The 19,612-nt window shown below is 66.4% G+C and carries 20 protein-coding genes; 2 read left to right on the forward strand and 18 right to left on the reverse strand.

Features of this window, described 5'->3' with window-relative positions:
- Positions 1-321 precede the first annotated feature (321 nt).
- A complete protein-coding gene (murA, locus tag A5784_RS21705) occupies positions 322-1,575 on the reverse strand; it encodes a UDP-N-acetylglucosamine 1-carboxyvinyltransferase (RefSeq protein WP_064946969.1) in 1,254 nt (417 codons plus the stop codon).
- An 87-nt stretch (positions 1,576-1,662) separates the two neighbouring features.
- Between murA and A5784_RS21710 the strand changes: the two genes are divergently transcribed.
- Positions 1,663-2,235, forward strand: a complete 573-nt coding sequence (locus A5784_RS21710) for a cob(I)yrinic acid a,c-diamide adenosyltransferase (protein ID WP_064946970.1) — start codon at positions 1,663-1,665, stop codon at positions 2,233-2,235.
- Here the strand turns inward: A5784_RS21710 and A5784_RS21715 are convergent.
- From A5784_RS21715 to fadD1, 16 genes are all read right to left on the reverse strand, one after another.
- Positions 2,229-2,675: a DUF2550 domain-containing protein gene (locus tag A5784_RS21715; RefSeq protein WP_064946988.1), complete on the reverse strand. Its 447-nt coding sequence runs from the start codon at positions 2,673-2,675 to the stop codon at positions 2,229-2,231. The genes A5784_RS21710 and A5784_RS21715 overlap by 7 nt on opposite strands.
- A 7-nt stretch (positions 2,676-2,682) precedes the next feature.
- The gene (locus A5784_RS21720) at positions 2,683-3,048 is read right to left on the reverse strand and encodes a F0F1 ATP synthase subunit epsilon (protein ID WP_029374103.1); all 366 of its coding nucleotides are present in this window, start codon (positions 3,046-3,048) and stop codon (positions 2,683-2,685) included.
- A 57-nt stretch (positions 3,049-3,105) separates the two neighbouring features.
- On the reverse strand, positions 3,106-4,536 hold the full coding sequence (gene atpD, locus A5784_RS21725; RefSeq protein ID WP_064946971.1) for a F0F1 ATP synthase subunit beta: 1,431 nt from the start codon (positions 4,534-4,536) through the stop codon (positions 3,106-3,108).
- A gap of 36 nt (positions 4,537-4,572) precedes the next feature.
- Positions 4,573-5,499 carry a F0F1 ATP synthase subunit gamma gene (locus A5784_RS21730; protein ID WP_064946972.1) on the reverse strand — a complete coding sequence of 309 codons (927 nt, stop codon included), beginning with the start codon at positions 5,497-5,499 and terminating at the stop codon, positions 4,573-4,575.
- A gap of 7 nt (positions 5,500-5,506) precedes the next feature.
- The gene (gene atpA, locus A5784_RS21735; RefSeq protein WP_064946973.1) at positions 5,507-7,156 is read right to left on the reverse strand and encodes a F0F1 ATP synthase subunit alpha; all 1,650 of its coding nucleotides are present in this window, start codon (positions 7,154-7,156) and stop codon (positions 5,507-5,509) included.
- Positions 7,157-7,238: 82 nt separating this feature from the next.
- The gene (locus A5784_RS21740; protein WP_064946974.1) at positions 7,239-8,576 is read right to left on the reverse strand and encodes a F0F1 ATP synthase subunit B/delta; all 1,338 of its coding nucleotides are present in this window, start codon (positions 8,574-8,576) and stop codon (positions 7,239-7,241) included.
- Entirely contained in the window at positions 8,577-9,092 is a 516-nt protein-coding gene (locus A5784_RS21745; protein WP_064946975.1) for a F0F1 ATP synthase subunit B, read from the reverse strand. It lies immediately after the preceding gene.
- Between the two features lie 9 nt (positions 9,093-9,101).
- Complete coding sequence (locus tag A5784_RS21750) at positions 9,102-9,353, reverse strand: F0F1 ATP synthase subunit C (protein ID WP_018599073.1); 252 nt, start codon at positions 9,351-9,353, stop codon at positions 9,102-9,104.
- Between the two features lie 61 nt (positions 9,354-9,414).
- The gene (atpB, locus tag A5784_RS21755) at positions 9,415-10,167 is read right to left on the reverse strand and encodes a F0F1 ATP synthase subunit A (RefSeq protein WP_064946976.1); all 753 of its coding nucleotides are present in this window, start codon (positions 10,165-10,167) and stop codon (positions 9,415-9,417) included.
- Between the two features lie 11 nt (positions 10,168-10,178).
- Positions 10,179-10,634: an ATP synthase subunit I gene (locus tag A5784_RS21760; RefSeq protein ID WP_029374096.1), complete on the reverse strand. Its 456-nt coding sequence runs from the start codon at positions 10,632-10,634 to the stop codon at positions 10,179-10,181.
- Positions 10,635-10,858: 224 nt separating this feature from the next.
- Positions 10,859-12,091 (reverse strand): glycosyltransferase family 4 protein, encoded by a 1,233-nt coding sequence (locus tag A5784_RS21765; RefSeq protein ID WP_064946977.1) that lies wholly within the window; start codon positions 12,089-12,091, stop codon positions 10,859-10,861.
- 7 nt (positions 12,092-12,098) lie between these two features.
- Positions 12,099-12,761, reverse strand: a complete 663-nt coding sequence (locus tag A5784_RS21770; RefSeq protein ID WP_064946978.1) for an L-threonylcarbamoyladenylate synthase — start codon at positions 12,759-12,761, stop codon at positions 12,099-12,101.
- 15 nt (positions 12,762-12,776) lie between these two features.
- Positions 12,777-13,646 (reverse strand): peptide chain release factor N(5)-glutamine methyltransferase, encoded by an 870-nt coding sequence (gene prmC / locus A5784_RS21775; protein WP_064946989.1) that lies wholly within the window; start codon positions 13,644-13,646, stop codon positions 12,777-12,779.
- Positions 13,647-13,666: 20 nt separating this feature from the next.
- The gene (gene prfA, locus A5784_RS21780; protein ID WP_064946979.1) at positions 13,667-14,740 is read right to left on the reverse strand and encodes a peptide chain release factor 1; all 1,074 of its coding nucleotides are present in this window, start codon (positions 14,738-14,740) and stop codon (positions 13,667-13,669) included.
- Positions 14,741-14,825: 85 nt separating this feature from the next.
- Positions 14,826-15,065, reverse strand: coding sequence for a 50S ribosomal protein L31 (gene rpmE / locus A5784_RS21785; RefSeq protein WP_029374091.1), 240 nt, complete (start codon positions 15,063-15,065; stop codon positions 14,826-14,828).
- A gap of 128 nt (positions 15,066-15,193) precedes the next feature.
- Positions 15,194-16,747, reverse strand: coding sequence for a fatty-acid--CoA ligase FadD1 (fadD1, locus tag A5784_RS21790; protein ID WP_064946980.1), 1,554 nt, complete (start codon positions 16,745-16,747; stop codon positions 15,194-15,196).
- Between the two features lie 128 nt (positions 16,748-16,875).
- Here fadD1 and A5784_RS21795 point away from each other — a divergent pair, with 128 nt between their 5' ends.
- Positions 16,876-17,481 carry a TetR/AcrR family transcriptional regulator gene (locus A5784_RS21795; RefSeq protein WP_064946981.1) on the forward strand — a complete coding sequence of 202 codons (606 nt, stop codon included), beginning with the start codon at positions 16,876-16,878 and terminating at the stop codon, positions 17,479-17,481.
- A 75-nt stretch (positions 17,482-17,556) separates the two neighbouring features.
- Here A5784_RS21795 and rho read toward each other — a convergent pair whose 3' ends face one another.
- Entirely contained in the window at positions 17,557-19,503 is a 1,947-nt protein-coding gene (gene rho, locus A5784_RS21800; RefSeq protein WP_064946982.1) for a transcription termination factor Rho, read from the reverse strand.
- Positions 19,504-19,612 lie beyond the last annotated feature (109 nt).

Below are 19,612 nucleotides of genomic sequence, written 5' to 3' on the forward strand. Positions count from 1 at the left end.
CAGAAAAATCCGACCTAACAAAACGACACCAAAACTGGCATCAAAAAAAACAACAGGTCACACCCTAAACGGGAAAAAGAATGCAACCAAAAAACAACAAACAAAAACCACCAAACACACTATTGAGTTCTCAAACAACAGACCAGATTGTTCTGAGTTGGCCCCTTTAGGGCAACCCTGCCAGCTTAAACCATCTTCGTCAGAGAGTCAAGCGGCTTTGTCTCCCCGCTGCCGGGGCAACTCGACTAGATTAGAACTATCCGCCTCCGGGAGTCAAATGCCCTGGTCAGAGGCCTTTCGGCCCAACTGCGGCCGACTCGACTAGCTTACCCGCTCGATCTCAGCCCCCAGGCTGATCAGGTTCTCCACGAACAACGGGTAGCCCCGGTCGATGTGAAAAACGTCGTGGACCTCGGTATCTCCGTCTGCGACCAGGCCCGCGAGGACCAGGCCGGCGCCGGCGCGGATGTCCGACGACCACACGGGGGCGCTCGACAGCTGCGGGATTCCACGGATCACCGCGTGGTGTCCGTCGGTCCGCGCATCTGCCCCCAACCGGATCATCTCCTCGACGAAACGGAACCTCGCCTCGAACACGTTCTCGGTGATCATCGAGGTGCCGTCGGCGATCGAGGCCAGCCCGATGGCCATCGGTTGCAGATCCGTCGGGAACCCGGGGAACGGAAGCGTCGCGACGTTGACGGCTTTGGGCCGCTCGTACTGGACCACCCGGAAACCATCGTCGTTCTGGGTGACAGTCGCTCCTGCGTCGTGCAATTTGTGCAGCACCAGCTGTAGGTGCTGCGGGTCGACACCCGTCACGGATATGTCGCCGCGCGTCATCGCTGCCGCAATCCCCCAGGTGGCGGCGACGATGCGGTCCCCGATCACCCGATGTTCCGTCGGGTACAGCCGATCGACGCCGGTGATGGTCAGGGTCGACGTGCCCGCCCCGCTGACCTGTGCACCCATCTGGTTGAGCATCGCGCAGATGTCGACGATGTCCGGTTCCCGCGCCACGTTGTGGATCGTGGTGACGCCCTCGGCCAGAACCGCCGCCATCAGGATGTTCTCGGTCGCCCCCACCGAGGGGAACTCCAACTGGATTTCGGCGCCACGCAGATGATCTGCGTCGGCCACCACACAGCCGTGTTCGATGCTGCATCGGGCACCGAGCTGCCGCAGTCCCGACTGATGCATGTCCAGAGGCCGGGAACCGATGGCGTCACCGCCGGGCAACGCGACCCGGGCTTTCTTGCATCGACCGACCAACGGGCCGAGGACACAGACCGAAGCCCGGAACTGTCTTACCGCGGCGAAGTCTGCGTCGTACTTGAGTTCGTCGGGAGACGTGATCCGAACAGTCCCACCGTTCAACTCGACGGTGGCCCCCAGCCCACGCAGCACCTCCGCCATCAACGGCACATCCAGAATGTCCGGGCAGTTGGTGATGGTGCTGGTGCCCTCCGCCAGCAGCGCGGCTGCCATCAACTTCAGCACGCTGTTCTTCGCTCCGCTGACAGCAACTTCGCCCGACAACCGGTTTCCGCCGGTCACCACGAATCGCTCGCTCACGCGGGTTAGTTTAAGCGGCGACCGAGTCAGATTCAGAAAGCTCTCTCAGAATGCCGACGTGCATGTTGGGCCCGGTACGGTTCCCACATGGCTGTTCATCTCACCCGCATCTACACCCGCACCGGTGACGACGGCACCACCGGGCTGAGCGATTTCAGTCGGGTCGCGAAGAACGACGCGAGGCTGATTGCGTACGCAGACTGTGACGAAGCCAACGCCGCCATCGGCGTTGCGATCGCCATGGGTGACCCCGCCGAGGAGCTGCTGGCTGTCCTGAGGCAGATCCAGAACGATCTGTTCGACGCCGGCGCCGACCTGTCCACTCCGGTGGTGGAAAACCCGAAGTATCCGCCGCTGCGGATCACGCAGGACTACATCGACCGGCTGGAACACTGGTGCGATGAGTTCAACGAGCCACTGCCCGCACTGAATTCGTTCATCCTGCCAGGCGGGTCTCCGCTCTCCGCGTTGCTGCACGTGGCGCGAACCGTGGCCCGGCGAGCAGAGCGATCGGCTTGGACCGCAGTCGCGGAGCACGGTGACGGGGTGAGCATCCTGCCGGCGAAGTACCTCAACCGACTATCTGACCTCTTGTTCATCCTGTCCCGCGTCGCCAACCCAGACGGCGATGTGCTCTGGAAACCGGGCCAGGGTCAGTAGCTGCGGCGGCGCGCGCGGGGCGACGGCCGCGACTCAAGCCACGACGTGAATGCGGTCAGGGCTCCCCGATCGAGAGCGATCTCGTAGCCCTGGCGGCGTTCGGGACTGGTGTCACGCAGTTCGAGCACGACGATCTCGGACGTCATGATGTCGAACTCGTCGCCGCGCGGGGTGCGTCGCGACACCACCTCAAGACCCCGTCGGCTCAACCGGCGATCCGGCCACCACCGCATACTCGACAGCCGGTAGAAGCCGGCTTCACCGCCGCGGTAGCGCATGACTCCGTGCCGCCAGCCGTGACCGCCGACAGCGGGATAATCCCGCAAAATCGCAGCTGTCCCACCGACCTGGCGTAATTTCCAGAGTCGGTAGGACAGCGCAGTTACTGCCAGTAGCAGCACACAGACCAGCGCGACCATGCCGATCATGGACGCGCTCATCGGCATATCAGTCGATCTGGCCTAGAGCGCGCAGCCGCGCCCGGCCCCATGCCGCAGTTGCCTCATCGTCGGATTCGGAATCCCGCTTCGCCGCATCGGCATCGATCTCGGATTCCAGCTGAGCGTTCTCGACCAGGATCCGGACGGCCTCCTCTGTCACCGACAGAAAACCACCGTCGACGGCGATCCGCAGGTCGTCCTCGCCCTCGCGCTCGACACGCACCATGGCGTCGTCGACGAGTTGGGCGACAAGCGGGATGTGCCGCGGCAGGATGCCGATCTCGCCCGCGGTGGTACGGGTGAACACGAACGTCGCGTCACCCGACCACAGCTCGCGCTCCACGGCGACGATCTCGACGTGCAGTTCTGCCACGTCACACCACCTTTCCCTGTGCTCGTCGCGTGCGCAGCCTTCGGTCTAGAGCGCTCATCACAGCTTGGCGCCGAGGCTCTCGGCCTTCTTTGCCAGGTCGTCAAGACCACCGATGAGGAAGAACGCCTGCTCGGGCAGGTGGTCGAACTCGCCCTTGGCCAGCTTGTCGAAGGCCTCGATGGTCTCCTTGAGCGGCACGGTCGAGCCCGGCTGACCGGTGAACTGCTCGGCGGCCATCATGTTCTGGCTCAGGAAGCGCTCGATCTTACGGGCGCGGTACACCAGCACCTTGTCCTCTTCCGACAGCTCGTCGATACCGAGGATGGCGATGATGTCCTGAAGGTCCTTGTAGCGCTGCAGGATCCGGATGACTTCCTGGGCGACGCGGTAGTGCTCGTCGCCGACGACGCTGGGGTGCAGGATCGTCGAGGACGAGGACAGCGGGTCCACCGCCGGGAAGATGCCCTTGGAGAACACCGCACGAGAAAGCTCGGTGGTGGCGTCCAGGTGGGCGAACGTGGTGGCCGGCGCCGGGTCGGTGTAGTCGTCGGCGGGCACGTACACAGCCTGCATGGAGGTGATGGAGCGACCACGGGTCGAGGTGATGCGCTCCTGCAGCTCACCCATCTCGTCGGCCAGCGTCGGCTGGTAACCCACGGCCGAGGGCATACGACCCAGCAGGGTCGAGACCTCGGAACCGGCCTGGGTGAACCGGAAGATGTTGTCGATGAACAGCAGCACGTCCTGGCCCTGCTCGTCGCGGAAGAACTCGGCCATGGTCAGGGCCGACAGGGCGACGCGCATACGGGTGCCTGGCGGCTCGTCCATCTGGCCGAACACCAGCGCGGTGTCCTTCAGGACGTTCGCGTCCGCGAGCTCGACCCACAGGTCGTTGCCCTCACGGGTGCGCTCACCGACGCCGGCGAACACCGAGGTACCACCGAAGTTGCGGGCGATGCGGTTGATCATCTCCTGGATCAGAACCGTCTTGCCCACACCGGCGCCACCGAACAGAGCGATCTTGCCACCGCGCACGTACGGGGTCAGCAGGTCGACGACCTTCAGACCGGTCTCCAGCATCTCGGTGCGGGGCTCCAGGTCGGCGAAGGCCGGCGGCTTGCGGTGGATGGACCAGTGCTCGAAGTCCTTGCCGTAGCCGGGATCGTCGAGGCAGTCGCCGAGGGCGTTGAACACGTGGCCCTTGACGCCGTCACCGACGGGCACCGAGATGGAGGCCCCGGTGTCCGAGACCTCGGTGCCGCGCACCAGGCCGTCGGTGGGCTGCATGGAGATGCAGCGCACGAGGCTGTCGCCGAGGTGCTGGGCAACCTCGAGCGTCAGGGTCTTGGCCAGCGCGCCGAAGCTGATGTCGGCGTGCAGCGCATTGAACAGGTCAGGAACGGCTCCGCGTGGAAACTCGACGTCCACCACCGGGCCGGTGATACGGACAACGCGACCAGCGGTCTTGGTGTCTACGGCTGCAGTCATTTCTTCTCTTCGCTTCTCTAGCTCTCGACGGGGGCTCTACTTGCTGGCGTCAGCCAGCGCGTTGGCGCCGCCGACGATCTCGCTGATTTCCTGGGTGATCTGAGCCTGCCGCTCGCGGTTGGCCGCCAGCGTGAGTGCCTTGATCAGATCGTCGGCGTTGTCGGTGGCCGACTTCATGGCGCGCCGGCGCGACGCCGACTCCGAGGCCGCGGCCTCCAGCAGCGCCGCATACACGCGGGTGGCGATGTAGCGCGGCAGCAGCGCGTCGAACAGGTCCTCGGCGTTCGGCTCGAACGAGTACAGCGTGTGCGGACCGGTTTCCGGCTCGCCCACGTACTCGACCACCATCGGTGCGATCCGCAGTGCCACCGCAGTCTGCGACAGCATCGAGCGGAACTCGGTGGACACGATGTGCAGTTCGTCGACACCCAGGATGCCGTCGGCGCCCGGCTCGTCACCCTCGTCGTCGGCTCCGGCCATGAACGCCGCCACCAGGGTGTCGGCGATCTCCTTGGCGTCCTCGTAGGTCGGCCGCTCGGAGAAGCCGGTCCACGACTCGGTCACGTTACGTTGCCGGAAGCTGTAGTAGCCCAAGGCTTTCCGACCGACCACGTAGAGCACCGGGTTCTTGCCCTCGTCCCGCAGGAGCGAGAACAGCTCTTCGGCACGCCGCAGCACGTTGGCGTTGTATCCGCCGCAGAGGCCACGGTCCGAGGACACCACCAGCACGCCGGCCCGCTTGCGATCGGGCCGCTCCACGAGCAGCGGATGATCAAGTGCGCTGGCACCGGCGAGTTCGGTGAGCATGTTGGTGATCTCCGTGGCGTAGGGCCGGGCCGCGTCGACCCGGGCCTGCGCCTTGGCGATCCGCGACGTGGCGATCAGCTCCTGGGCCTTCGTGATCTTCTTGATCGACGAGGCGGAGCGGATACGCCCGCGTAGCTCGCGAAGTGTGGCTGCCATTGATTACCTAGTTCTTCTTCGGAGCCGGCTTGCGGACCTTGACGGATTCCTTCTCCAGGTCCTCGGGATCAAGCGCGTCGGCATCGGCTTCGGAGACGACCACCGAGCTGCCGTCGGACGCGGCGAAGCCCTTCTTGAAGTCGTTGATGACCGAAACGAGCTTCTCCTCGGCTTCCTCGGAGAGCTTCTTGGACTCCTTGATGCCGGTGAGGATGTCGGAGTGGCTGGCCTTCACGTGCTCCAGGAACTCGGTCTCGAAGCGTGAAACATCTTCGGCCGGAACCGAATCCAGGTGACCCTGGGTACCCAGGAAGATCGCGACGACCTGATCCTCGACCGCCATCGGGCTGTACTGCGCCTGCTTGAGCAGCTCGACCAGGCGGACACCGCGGTCCAGCTGAGCCTTGGATGCCGCGTCCAGGTCAGAGGCGAAGGCCGCGAAGGCCTCCAGCTCGCGGTACTGCGACAGATCCAGACGCAGCGAGCCTGCGACCTCTTTCATGGCCTTGATCTGCGCGGCGCCACCGACGCGGGACACCGAGACACCGACGTTGACGGCCGGTCGCACGCCCTGGTTGAACAGGTCGGACTCCAGGAAGCACTGGCCGTCGGTGATGGAGATGACGTTGGTCGGGATGAACGCCGAGATGTCATTGGCCTTGGTCTCGATGATCGGCAGCCCCGTCATCGAGCCGCCACCGAGTTCATCGGAGAGCTTGGCGCAACGCTCCAGCAGCCGCGAGTGCAGGTAGAAGACGTCGCCCGGGAAGGCCTCGCGGCCCGGCGGGCGGCGCAGCAGCAGGGAGATGGCACGGTAGGCGTCGGCCTGCTTGGAGAGGTCGTCGAAGACGATCAGCACGTGCTTGCCGTCGTACATCCAGTGCTGGCCGATGGCCGAACCGGTGTAGGGGGCAAGCCATTTGAAGCCGGCCGAATCCGAGGCCGGGGCCGCGACGATGGTGGTGTACTCCATCGCGCCGCCCTCTTCCAGCGCGCGCTTCACGCTGGCGATGGTGGTGCCCTTCTGGCCGATCGCGACGTACACGCAGCGCACCTGCTGCTTGGGATCGCCGGTCTCCCAGGCTTCGCGCTGGTTCAGGATGGTGTCGACGCAGACCGCGGTCTTACCGGTCTTGCGGTCGCCGATGATCAGCTGGCGCTGGCCACGGCCGATCGGCGTCATGGCGTCGATGGCCTTGATACCGGTCTGCAGCGGCTCGCCGACGCCCTGACGCTGAACCACCGAGGGGGCCTGCAGCTCGAGGGCGCGGCGGGTCTCGGCGGCGATGTCGCCCTGGCCGTCGATGGGCTGGCCCAGCGGGTTGATGACGCGGCCCAGGAAGGCGTCGCCGACCGGAACCGACAGCACCTCCCCGGTGCGCTTGACCTGCTGGCCTTCTTCGATCTTTTCGAACTCACCCAGGATGACGGCACCAACGCTGTGCTCGTCGAGGTTGAGCGCGACGCCGAGGACGCCGCCGGGGAACTCGAGGAGTTCCTGGGTCATCACCGAGGGCAGGCCCTCGACGTGGGCGATGCCGTCGCCGGCATCGATGACGGTGCCGATCTCTTCACGCTCGGTGTCGGCGGAAAACGAGGATACGTAGTCCTCGATGGCACCTTCGATATCAGCAGCCGAGATTGTCAACTCTGCCATGGTTTTTCGTCTTCCTACCTAGTTCCTGGGGTCGTTCGTGTCGTTCGGGGCGAGGCCTGTCGCTTCCTCGCGCAAGCGCTCGTCAGTCCGGCAGGCCGGTTGCGGCCGCAGCCAGTCGTGACGAGATGGTGCCGTCGATGACCTCGTCGCCGACGGTGATGGAGAGCCCACCGAGGAGATCCGGATCGACATGCAGCTGGACGGAGACCGGGTGCCCGTAGATCCGAGTGAGCACGGCGGTCAGGCGGTTGCGCTGCGTGTCACTGAGTTCAGCGGCGGCCGTGACGTGCGCGACCACCTCACCGCGCCGGGCGACTGCAAGCTCCGCGAGGTCGATGACGGCTTCGTCGGCGCGCTCGCCACGGAGCAGGCCCACCGTCTGAGCCAGCAGCGCCGCTGCCGTGCTGTTGACGCCGGCATTGCCCGTGAGCACCTTGTCGAGCAAGGCGATTCGGCCGTCAGCCGGTGTGGTGTAGTCACTCAGGAGAGTGGACAGACGCGGCTGGGCATCCAGGACGCGGCCGAACCGGAACAGCTGGTCCTCGACCTCGTCGACCTCACCGCCGATCTCGGCACGCTTGAGCAGTGCCAGGCGGGCGGTGTGCTCGATGGCGTCGACCAGGTTGCCGTCCGTCGACCAGCGCTGCGACACAGCGGTCCGCACCAGGTCCAGCGCCGTCGCGCCCACCTTGCCCGACAGCAGCGTGTCGACCAGACGCACCTTCGAGGCGGGATCGTCGGTGGGTTCGGCGAGATGCCGGTTGAGCACCGACTCCGACAGCAGCAGCTTGGCCACGGCGGCCAGCTCGTCGGCCAACGTGGTCAGCCCGGCGGCGTCGAGACCCCCGGCGACCGCATCGAACTTGTCGACCAGGGTGGCCAACGACTCGCGGCTGGCGGCCCGCAGTGTGGAGGTCGCCGCGGTATCGATCACCGCGCTCGACGGAGCCATCTGGTCCAGCTGGTCCAGGAAGCGATCCACCGTGGCAGACTGCGCGGCCGGGTCAGCGACGTGGGCCCGCACCAGTGCATCGGCCTTGGCCACGGACTCTTCGCCGAGGCCGTTGCGCAGCCCGCGGATGAGCTGCTGGCGCATCAGCTGAACCTGTTGTGCGCCTTGAGCTTTGATGCGCTCGGCTTCCGCGCCTGCCTGCTCGACGAGCTGCGCGGTAATCCGCTGAGAGTCGTTGCGGGCCTCGTCGGTGACCTTCCCCGACTCGGCCTTGGCATCCGCGAGGGCCTTGGCATGCATGGCGTCGGCGTCGGCGAGCTTTTTCGCCGCCTCCGCGCTCTCCGCGAGAGCGGCGCGTACTGCTTCCTGCTGCTTGGCCATCAGCGCCTTCACCGGCGGTACCACGAACCGCCAGATGATGTAAGCGATGACCGCGAAGCCGATCAGCTGTCCGATGAAGATTTCCATCTACTGCGTCCCACCTGATTTCACGTCGACGCCGAGGATGCGACTGGCCAGCGTGGCCGACAGGCCGTCTACCGACGACTCGAGGTCGGACCGCGCGGCGGCACCCTGCGCGGACAGTTGCTGGTCTGCGTCGCGAACGGTTTCGGCTACCTCACCGCTGGCTTCGGCACGCTTCTGGTCGACAACCGAGCGGCCGGTTGCGCGAGCTTCGTCCCGAATGGCCGAAGCCTCGGTGCGAGCCCCCGCCATCGCCGCGTCGTAGTCGGCCTGTGCGGCCGCAACCTGCTCGGCCGACTTGCGGTTGTCCGCGGCAGTCTTGGCCAGCATCGCTTCCCGCTCCGCCAGGACCTTACTGACCGGCGGCACCACCCATTTCCCGATCACGCCAAGCACGATCAAGAAGATGAGCAGCACGACGAAGAAGGTGCCGTTGGGGATCAGGAAGTTGCTCTGACCCCCGCCGCCTTCTTCAGCCGCCTGGCTGGACGCCAGGATCGTTGCGCTCAGTTGTTCCATCACGCTGGATTACGAAGCGCCCGGGGTCGCAAACACGAACAGAGCCATGAATGCCAGGTTGATGAAGTACGCGGCCTCGACCAGACCGACGGTGATGAAGAACGGGGTGAACAGGCGGCCCTGTGCCTCCGGCTGGCGCGCGATACCGGAGATCAGCGCGTTACCGGCGATACCGTCACCGATACCGGCACCGATAGCGCCACCGGCCATGATCAGACCGCCGCCGATGAGGGCACCGGCAACGATGGTGGGGTCGGTCATTCCTTATTCCTCCTTGGTAACTGGCAGCGATGCCACCAGGGTCTGTTGTGGTACTGGCAGGTCAGTGCTCGTCGTGGTCCAGTTCCATGGACTGGCTGAAGTACAGAATGGTCAGCAGGGCGAAGATGAAGGCCTGGATCAGACCGACGAACAGGTCGAAGGTCTTCCAGATGGCGTTCGGCGCCCACTGGATGTACCAGGGGAACATGGCGATCAGCGCGACCAGGATGCCGCCGGCGAACATGTTGCCGAAAAGTCGGAGGGACAGCGAGACGGGCTTGGCGATCTCTTCGACGATGTTGATCGGCGCCAGCACCGCGACGTGGCCCTTGACCAGTTTCTTCAGGTGCCCGAACGGACCGCGCCGCCAGATGCCCGCCGCGTGGTAGCAGAGGAAGACGAACAAGGCCAGCGCCAGCACGTAGTTGATGTCCGAGGCAGGCGGGGCCAGCAGTTCGGATGCCGCGCCGTCGGGCCCGCCGAACTGCACGGGCAGCACCGACAGCCAGTTGGACACGAGGATGAACACGAAGATGGTGACCGCGAGCGGCAGCACGAACGGAGCGATCTTCATGCCGATCGCGCTCTCGATCTGCTGACGCATCTGGATGGTGATGGCTTCGAAGAACAGCTGCACACCGCCGGGAACCCCGGTGGAGGTGACCTTGGCCTTCAGGAAGAACGCCAGCGCGATGACGATGACGGCGGCGACCGCGGTTGCGGTGATCGTGTCAATGTTGAACGTCATCCCCAGCCAGTGCACTTCTTCGTGGTGGCCGACGTGGATCGCTGCGGCAGAAACAGTCTCGGTCATCTGATGTCAGCTCAACCCTTCGAATCCGTGCCAGAGGTATCGACGGCGTCCAGGCCGTCGGTGCGGATCTTCTTGAGCACCGGGAAGCTGGTGGACATCACCAGCAGTGCCTGGAAGATCGCCAACCCGAACAGCACCGCGATGCCGCCCGAGTTCTTGAAGAAGAAGGCGATCGCGAGCGCGATCGCGGTGATGATCAGCAGCCGCGTGGCGGAGTTGACCGCCATCTTCTTCTTGAGGGGGTGCTCCTCCGCGGTGATCGACTCCACCGCGTGCCGCACCAGCAACGCATTGATCAGGCCGAGGCCGAGGCCGACGCCGAAGAACAGGCCGAAGAAAACGTGTCCGGTGAACGCAGCGGCCGCGACGGCAACGCCGGTCAGTGCCACGCAGACGATCAGGAGCCGCAGTGGCCGAAATGCCACCGACGGGAACACCAACGGCGCATCTTGCGCTGGTGTCGTCACTGCTTCACCCCAATCCCTGTACAGCTTTTACCTGGCAAAGTCCTGAATGTGCCCGACGAGCGTATCGAAGGGCGACGGGCGCGCTGGAATCACCCAAGGGGTAGCTCCCTTTGTCGGTCGTTATTCGGCGCCGATCGGCTTTTGGGGACCGATGGGCCGGGCCGGCAACCCGTGAGGTTTTTCGGGTTCTGCCAGCACCGTACCACATGGTAGAAGGCCTACTACTATTCGTCGTAATGATCGTCGAGCTGCGGTTCCCGCCCATCGGGACTGCGGCGCAGGAGCGGTATCAGGGTGACCACGATCGCGACCAGAATGGCCGCCGCCATCACCGCGCCGGTGTAGCGCGGGTCGACGAAAATCGTGCTGGCCGCCCCGAAGGCGACGATGCCCACCCATAGGTAGATGAGTAGCACCACGCGCCGGTGCGAGTGCCCGATCTGCAATAACCGGTGATGCAGATGCATCTTGTCGGGGCTGAACGGGCTGCGTCCGGCGCGGGTGCGGCGCACGATGGCCAGCAACATGTCCAGGGCTGGCACAGACATCACGGCGATGACCAACAGGAACGGCGACATCAGAGCGAACACGTCGCGGGCGCCGTAGGCATTCTGGGAGATCGGGCCCGCCGCGGTGGTCGAGGCGGCGCCGAGCATGAGCCCGATCAACATGGACCCCGAGTCGCCCATGAAGATCTTGGCGCGGTGAAAGTTGTGCGGCAGAAAACCCAGACAGGCGCCCGCCAACACCACCGAGATCACCGCGGGCGGGTAGAACAGCACGTCGCCGCCGTGGTCCCGCAGCAGTCCGACCGAGAAGACGCAGATGGCGAGCGCGGTGATCAACCCGAGTCCGGCTGCCAGACCGTCGAGGCCGTCGACGAAGTTCATCGCGTTGACGATCGAGACGGTCAACGCCAGCGTGAGCAGGATCGATGACACCTGGTCGAGCACGATGGTGCCCACTCCCCCGATCGGGATGTAGAGCACGCTCCAGGCCACACCCATCGTGACCAGCACGCTGGCGGCGGTGATCTGGCCGGCGAATTTGGTCAGCGCGTCCAGACCCCACCGGTCGTCGATGAGCCCGATCGCCATGATCAGGCCGCCGGCCACCACGACGGCGGGCATACCCGTCGAGTAGACGAATCCGCGGGTCAACGCCGGGAGCTGGGACGCCAACAACACAGCGAAGGCGACCCCGACATACATGGCCAGCCCGCCCATCCGGGGCGTCGGCTGCACGTGCACGTCGCGTTCACGCGGATAGGCGACGGCGCCAAACCGGATGGCCAGGACCCGGACCCAGCCGGTGGCGAAGTAGGTGATGATCGCGGCAGTCAGGCCGACCAGCGCCAGCTCACGCAGCGGCACGCCGGCCCCTTGATCGGACAACGCGAGCAGACCGGCAGAAATCTCGCGGCCAGCCGTGGTCACCGGTGCACCGTACGTCAGCAAGCTGAGATCACTCCGTGAGTGTCGGGGCCAGCGCCGCGGCTTCCACGCCGAGAACCCTGGCGATGTCGTCGGCACTGATCGGGCCCTCGCGCAGGATGCGCGGTTGGTCACCGGTCAGATCGACGATGGTGGATGCGGCCTGCCGTTCGGCCGGGCCCCCATCCAGATAGACCTCGACCAGCTCGCCGAGTTGCTCGTGCGCCTGGGCCGCGGTCACCGCGGCAGGCCGACCGGAGATGTTGGCGCTCGACACCGCCATCGGACCGACTTCACGCAGCAGTTCGATGGCCACGGGGTGCAGCGGCATCCGCAGCATCACGCTGCCGTTGGCATCGCCGAGGTCCCATTGCAGCGACGGCGCCTGACGGACCACCAGGCTCAGCGCGCCCGGCCAGAACGCCCGGATCAACTCCCGCGCGGCATCGGGCACCGAGAAGACCAGGCCGTCGATCGTGGTCCAGGACCCGACGAGAACGCCGACCGGCATATCGCGGCCACGCCCCTTCGCCGCGAGCAGACTGCCGACCGCGTCCCGGTCGAAGGCGTCCGCGCCGATGCCGTAGACGGTATCGGTCGGCATCACCACGAGCCGACCGCCCTTGAGCGCGCTGATCGCCGAGGCGATGCCCGTCGCGCGCTGATCGGGGTCACTGCAGTCGAAGGTTGTCATCTCGGCTCCATGAACTCAGCTTCTCGCAACTCGGATGGCTGTGACAAAGCGGGGTCGCCCGGCCAGGTCGCGGTGCGGCACGACGGACGCGAAGCTGCCGTCGTCGGTGAACATCGCGACGGTCTGATCCGAGGTGGTGTCGTCGTGCTCGACGCCGCAGCTGGCGCCGTCGCGTAACCACCGGGCGGCAAGCCCGACGATGGGGCCGATCACCTCCATGCCGTCGGCGCCGCCGAACAACGCGTGCGCCGGATCGTGTTCGGCCACCTCGGGATCCAGTTCAGCGCCGACCGGGATGTACGGCGGGTTGGCGACCAGCAGATCGACCGTGCCGTCGAGTTCCGGCAGCAACCCCGGCGTCGTGACGTCGGCGGCCAGCACTTCGACCTGCGTGCCGGCCGCGTTGCGGCGCGTGTATTGCAGCGCAGCCGCCGAGTCGTCGATGGCGATCACCCGCGCATCGGGGCGGTGCGCCGCGAGCGCGAGCGCCAGTGCGCCGGACCCGGCGCACAGGTCGACGATCACCGGATTTTGCGGAAGTGCTTGCGCGAGAGCCCATTCCAGTAGCGATTCGGTCTCGGGCCGGGGTATGAACACGCCCGGACCGACAGCCAGCGTCAGTGGACCGAATGCGGCGGTACCCACCAGATGCTGCAGCGGTACCCGCTGCGCCCGTGCCGCGATCAACTCGTCGAACGCTTGTTGGAAGTTTTCGCCGGGATCGTCGACGAGCATCAGGCGGCCGCGGTCGGTGCCCACGACGTGGGCGGCCAGCAGTTCAGCATCGGTGCGCGCCGAGTCGATTCCGGCCGCGGCCAGGGTGTCGGCGGCCGTTTGGATGGCCTGGCGCAGGTCGGTCGTGGCGTGCCCGGCGGGCCGGGTCATGCCTTCCCCGGCGGGCCGGGTCATGCCTGTTGCAGCCTCGACTGCTTGTCAGCCGCGGCCAGCGCGTCGAACAGCGGGTCCAGTTCTCCGTCGAGCACCTGGTCCAGGTTGTGCGCCTTGAAGTTGATCCGGTGATCGGCGATGCGGTTCTCGGGAAAGTTGTAGGTGCGGATGCGCTCGCTGCGGTCCACCGTGCGGATCTGGCTGGCGCGGTCCGCCGAGGCGTCGGCGTCGGCCTGCTCCTCGGCCAGCGCCTGCAGCCGCGCAGCCAGCACCTGCATGGCGCGGGCCTTGTTCTGCAGCTGGGAGCGCTCGTTCTGGCAGGTCACCACGATGCCGGTCGGCAGGTGCGTGATGCGGACCGCGGAGTCGGTGGTGTTGACGCCCTGGCCGCCCTTGCCCGACGAGCGGTAGACGTCGATGCGCAGGTCCGATTCGTCGATCTGGACCTGCTCGACCTCTTCGGGCTCCGGGTACACAAGGACGCCCGCGGCCGAGGTGTGCACGCGGCCCTGTGACTCGGTGACCGGGACCCGCTGCACGCGGTGCACGCCGCCTTCGAACTTCAGCCGGGCCCACACACCGTCGGCCGAATCGCCCTTGCTCCGGATGGACAGCGTGGCGTCCTTGTATCCGCCCAGGTCGGAGGTGGTTTCGCCGAGCATCGTCACGGTCCAGCCGTGGCGTTCGGCGTAGCGGATGTACATGCGCGCCAGGTCGGCGGCGAACAGTGCCGACTCCTCGCCACCCTCCCCCGATTTGACCTCGAGCACGATGTCGTCGGCATCGTGCGGATCACGCGGGGCCAGCAGATCGGTCAGCTGGGTGTCGAGTTCGGCGACGCGCGCCGTCAGTTCGTCGACCTCGGCGGCGAAGCTGGCGTCGTCGGCGGCGAGTTCGCGCGCGGCCTCCAGGTCGCCGCGGGCGGCTTCCAGCTTGCGGTATGTGGCCACGACCGGTGAGATCTGCGCGAACCGGCGTCCGACCTTACGGGCAGCCGACGCGTCGGCGTGCAGGTTGGGATCGGCCAGTTGGAGTTCGAGGTCGGCGTGCTCGGCGAGGATCACCTCGACCGCCGAAGCGTTCTCTGTCACGTCAACCTCCTCCTGAATGCCTGCTCAAACGAGAACGACGCCCGGATCTGACGCGAATGCGACAGATCGGGCGTCGTCGACAAAGCTACTTGTCGGCCGCGGCCTTCTCGCCGGCCGGCTTGCGCTTGCCGTAGCGCTTCTCGAAGCGGGCCACGCGGCCGCCGCTGTCGAGGATCTTCTGCTTGCCGGTGTAGAAGGGGTGGCACTGCGAGCAGACCTCAACGACGATCTGTCCGCTGTTCTTCGTGCTGCGCGTCGTGAAAGTGTTGCCACAACCGCAATGCACGGTGGTCTCGACGTACTCAGGGTGAATGCCCGTTTTCATGGTTCCTCTTCAGTCGTTGGCCCGGGTCGCCCGTGTGGACGTGAACCGGGACCGAGGGTCGACGGTCCATTATGCCAGTTCGGCCGCCAGCAGCCTAAACGCGTGCTGGCCAGCCTCTATTCCACCGATCAGATGCGCGCGTACGCCGTCCCGTCACGCTGCCACAGCACTCGGCCTGCCGGGTCGGCCCCGCGCGCGACCAACTCGCGTTTGAGGATCTTGTTGGTGGCAGTGGTCGGAAGATCGTCGGCGAGCCACACGAAACGTGGCCAGGATTTGGGTGACAGGTCGGGTTGCGCGGCGAGGAATTGGCCGAACGCTTCGGGCGTGAGCTGCTGGCCGTCGCGCAGCACGATCGCGGCCATCACCTGGTCCCCGACGAATTCGTCCGGTACGGGGTAGACCGCGACGCGGTTGATCACCGGCTGCCGCAACAGGATCCGTTCGATGGGGGCCGCGGTGATGTTCTCACCGTCGACCCGCATCCAGTCCGCGGTGCGGCCCGCCAGATATAACCAGCCGTCGGCGTCGCGATAGGCCAGATCGCCCGACCAGTACATGCCGTGCCGGAGCCGTTCATCGGTGGCGCCCTGGTCGTTGTGATAGCCCCGGAACATCCCGCTGCCGTCGGTGTTGACCAGCTCACCGGTGGCCGCGTCGGCATTGACCAGGGCACCGGTGGCGTCGAAGCGCGCGACCTCGCATTCGGTGAGCGTCTGCGGGTCGTAGATCGCGACGCCGGGAAAGCCCTTCCCCACGCTGCCGGCCGGGCAGCCTTCCGAGCGGGTGATGATGATCGCCAGCTCGGTGGAGCCGAAACCGTCCCACACGCTGCAGCCGAATCGGCGGCTGAACTCGTCGATGTCGCGGTCGGCTGCCTCGTTGCCGAACGCCACCTTCAGCGGATTGTCGTGGTCGTCGGGCTGCTCGGCGGTGGCCAGGATGTATGCCAGCGGCTTGCCGACGTAGTTCATGTACGTGGCGCCGTAGCGGCGGATGTCCGACAGGAACCGCGACGCCGAGAAGGCGGCGGGCGCCATGGCCGCACCGGAGGCCAACGCGACGCCCCAGCCCGCGTACACCCCGTTGGAGTGGAACAACGGCATGGCCAGGTAGCAGGTATCCGCCGAGGTCAGCCCGTAGCGCTGGACCAGCGCCGCCGCGGAGAACAGCACGATGGAGTGCGCCACCTCGACGGCCTTGGGCTCACCGCTGGTGCCCGAGGTGAAGATCATCATGAACGTGTCATCGGGCCCGACCTGGCGATATGGGATCAGTTCGCGGGCCGGCCACGCGGTCTCGGATACGTCGATGACGGTGACGCCGGGCAGGTCGACACCGTCGAGCAGTGCGCGGTGCTGCGGGTCCACGAGCACGATCTGGCACTCGACCCTGGCGATGTCGCGCGCAAGCGCTGCGCCGCGGCGCGTGGTGTTGATGCCGCACAGCACATAGCCACCCAGCGCAGCGGCGGCCAGTGCCGTGAGCATGTCGGGGGTGTTCCCCATGAGTGCACCGACATGGAGCGGCCGGGCGGGATCGGCGGCAGCGATCAGGGCCGCGGCCTGTGCGCGCGCCTCTGCGACGTGTTCGGCCCAGGTCCAGGTGCGGTCGCCGGATTTGATCGCGACAGTGTCCTGATCTGCACGTTCGCACAGCAGCTGCTGCAGCGTGTCGGCCATTCGTCGCCCCCAAGGCTAGTGAACAGTTTTTCGAAACTGTCTACCATGGCTGTGGCGTCCGCCGGTAGCGTCAGGTACTTGGCACAATCATTACCACCACAGATCGTCGCGACCAGGAGCCGCCGCAGTTGACCAGCACCACCGCCCCCCGCACCGTGCGTGACCGCCTGATCGACGCGGCGGAAGTCTGTCTGCGCGCGAAGGGCATCCGGGCGACCACGGTGTCGGAGGTGGCAGAGGCCGCCGGAGTGTCCCGGGGTTGGCTGTACCGCCACTTTCCCGACAAGGTGACCCTGCTCGGCGCGGCGATCGTGCGGCTCAACGAGGCCTACTGGTCCGAGGCGCACGCCATGCTCGCGCAGTTCAACGGCCTCGACGAGAAGATCGCGGCAGGCGTCCGGCATGGCCGCACCGCCTACGACGATCCGGGCGCGTTGTTGATGAAGCTGCGGATGGAGGAACCCGACGAGTTCGCCGCGTGTGCGGGCGCCGGCGTGCAGGGCCTCGTGCCCGATCTGGCGGCGTTCTGGTCGCCGTACCTGGTCGCCGCCCGCGACGCCGGCGAGATCCACCCCGCCGCCGATATCGCCGAGGCTTCGGAATGGGTTGCGCGCGTATTGCTTTCGCTGGCGACCATGCCGGGAGAGCAGCTCGACGCCAGTGACTACGACGCCGTGCTGCTGCACGTGCGCCGATATGTGATGCCCGGCCTCAGGGCCGACCCGGCGCTGTAGCCCTTCCCAAAGCCCTGAAACGCACCCTGCCCCGACACGCTGGGCGTGCGGGGCAGGGTGCGTACGGCTTGTGGACTAATCGACGTCCATCGAGCCCGGTGCGGTCTTGGACACCTGGACCAGGAACTCGTAGTTGTTCTTGGTCTTGCGCAGCTGGCTCATCAGCAGGTCGATGGCCTGATGGCTGTCGAGGCCCGACAGCACGCGGCGCAGCTTGTGCACGATCGCGAACTCGTCCGGCGAGAGCAGCAGCTCGTCCTTGCGGGTGCCGGACGGGTTGACGTCGACGGCCGGGAAGACCCGGCGCTCGGCGATCTTGCGGTCCAGCTTGAGCTCGGCGTTACCGGTGCCCTTGAACTCCTCGAAGATCACGGTGTCACCGGTGGAGCCCGTTTCGACCATCGCCGTGGCGATGATGGTCAGCGAGCCGCCGTGCTCGATGTTGCGCGCCGCGCCGAGGAACCGCTTGGGCGGGTACAGCGCGGTGGAATCCACACCACCGGAGAGGATGCGGCCCGACGCCGGCGACGCGTTGTTGTACGCGCGGCCCAGCCGGGTGATCGAGTCGAGCAGCACGACGACGTCCTTGCCCTGCTCGACCAGGCGCTTTGCCCGCTCGATGGCCAGCTCAGCGGCCTGGGTGTGATCTGACGGCGGCCGGTCGAAGGTGGAGGCGATGACCTCACCCTTCACCGAACGCTGCATATCGGTGACCTCTTCGGGCCGTTCGTCGACGAGCACCACCATGAGGTGGCACTCCGGGTTGTTCTTGGTGATCGCGTTGGCGATGTCCTGCATGATCGTGGTCTTACCGGCCTTGGGCGGCGACACGATCAGGGCGCGCTGACCCTTGCCGATCGGCATGATCAGGTCGATGACGCGCGTGGTCAGACGCTCGGGCGTGGTCTCCAGGCGCAGCCGCTGATTCGGGTACAGCGGGGTCAGCTTGGTGAAATCGGGCCGGTTCTTGGCGTTCTCGACCGGGCCACCGTTGACGCTGTCCAGACGCACCAGCGGATTGAACTTCTGCCGCGGGTTCTGGCCGCCACCCTCGCCCTCGCGGGGCACGCGGACCGCACCGGTGACCGCGTCACCGCGACGCAGACCGTTCTTGCGGACCATGTTCATCGACACGTACACATCGTTCGGACCGGCCAGGTAGCCCGAAGTCCGGACGAACGCGTAGTTGTCGAGCACGTCGAGGATGCCCGCGACGGGCTGCACGACGTCGTCTTCGCGCAGTTCGGTGTCGTTGCGTGCGCCGCCGCTTTCGCCTTCGGCGCCGCGCTCACCGCGCCGACGCCGGTCCCGGAAGCGCCGACCGCGCCGGCCCTGACGACCGTCACCGTCGTCGTCGCCGGCATTTGCGCCGGCGTTGCCGCCCCGGTTCTGCTGATCGCCCTGCTGGTCAGCGCGCTCGTCGGCCGACTTGGTGTCCGCCTTGTCCGAGGCGTCCTGCTTCTCGTTCTTGTCTTGCCGGTCCTGCCGGTCCTGCCTGGCCGGCCGGTCCTGCTTCTCCTGCTTGGCGGGCCGGTCCTGCTGAGCAGGCTTTTCCTGCTCGGCGGGCTTGGCTTCCACCTCGGCCGGCTTGTCGCCTTCGGCCTGCTTGACGGGCTCGGCGTCGGCGGCCGGAGACCCCGCCTGGCGGGACGAGCCACGGCGTTCGCGACGCGGGCGCGTCGGCTGCTCGGCCGGAGCCTCGGTGTCGGACTTGGCCTCGGCGGGTGCGGTCGCGGCGGCGCCGCGGCCGTTTGTCTCGCCCCGGTGGGCCCGGATCGCGGCGATCAACTCGCTCTTGCGCAGACCCGATGCGCCTTCGACACCGATTTCCTTGGCCAGCGCGCGCAACTCGGGCAGCACCATCGTCGACAGCGAGGCAGGCCGCGGGTTAGCGGCGCGGGCATCGGACGTGGGCGCGGAGGGCGCAGCCGGTGTTTCCGCTGGAGCCGCTGCCGTCACGGCATTCGACAGCTCTCCAGTGTCATTGCTGTTATCAGCCGTGAAGAGGTCCGTATCAGTCACGGATTTCCTTTCTTTCCCTCGCTGTTTACGTCGTGCGAGGGTTCCCCAAAGGTCGACACGCATTCAGCTGTACCGCTGAGCGTGTAGCTCGCACCGTCGCCTGTGCAAC

The organism is Mycobacterium sp. 852013-50091_SCH5140682 (genome assembly GCF_001665685.1).
GTDB lineage: Bacteria > Actinomycetota > Actinomycetes > Mycobacteriales > Mycobacteriaceae > Mycobacterium.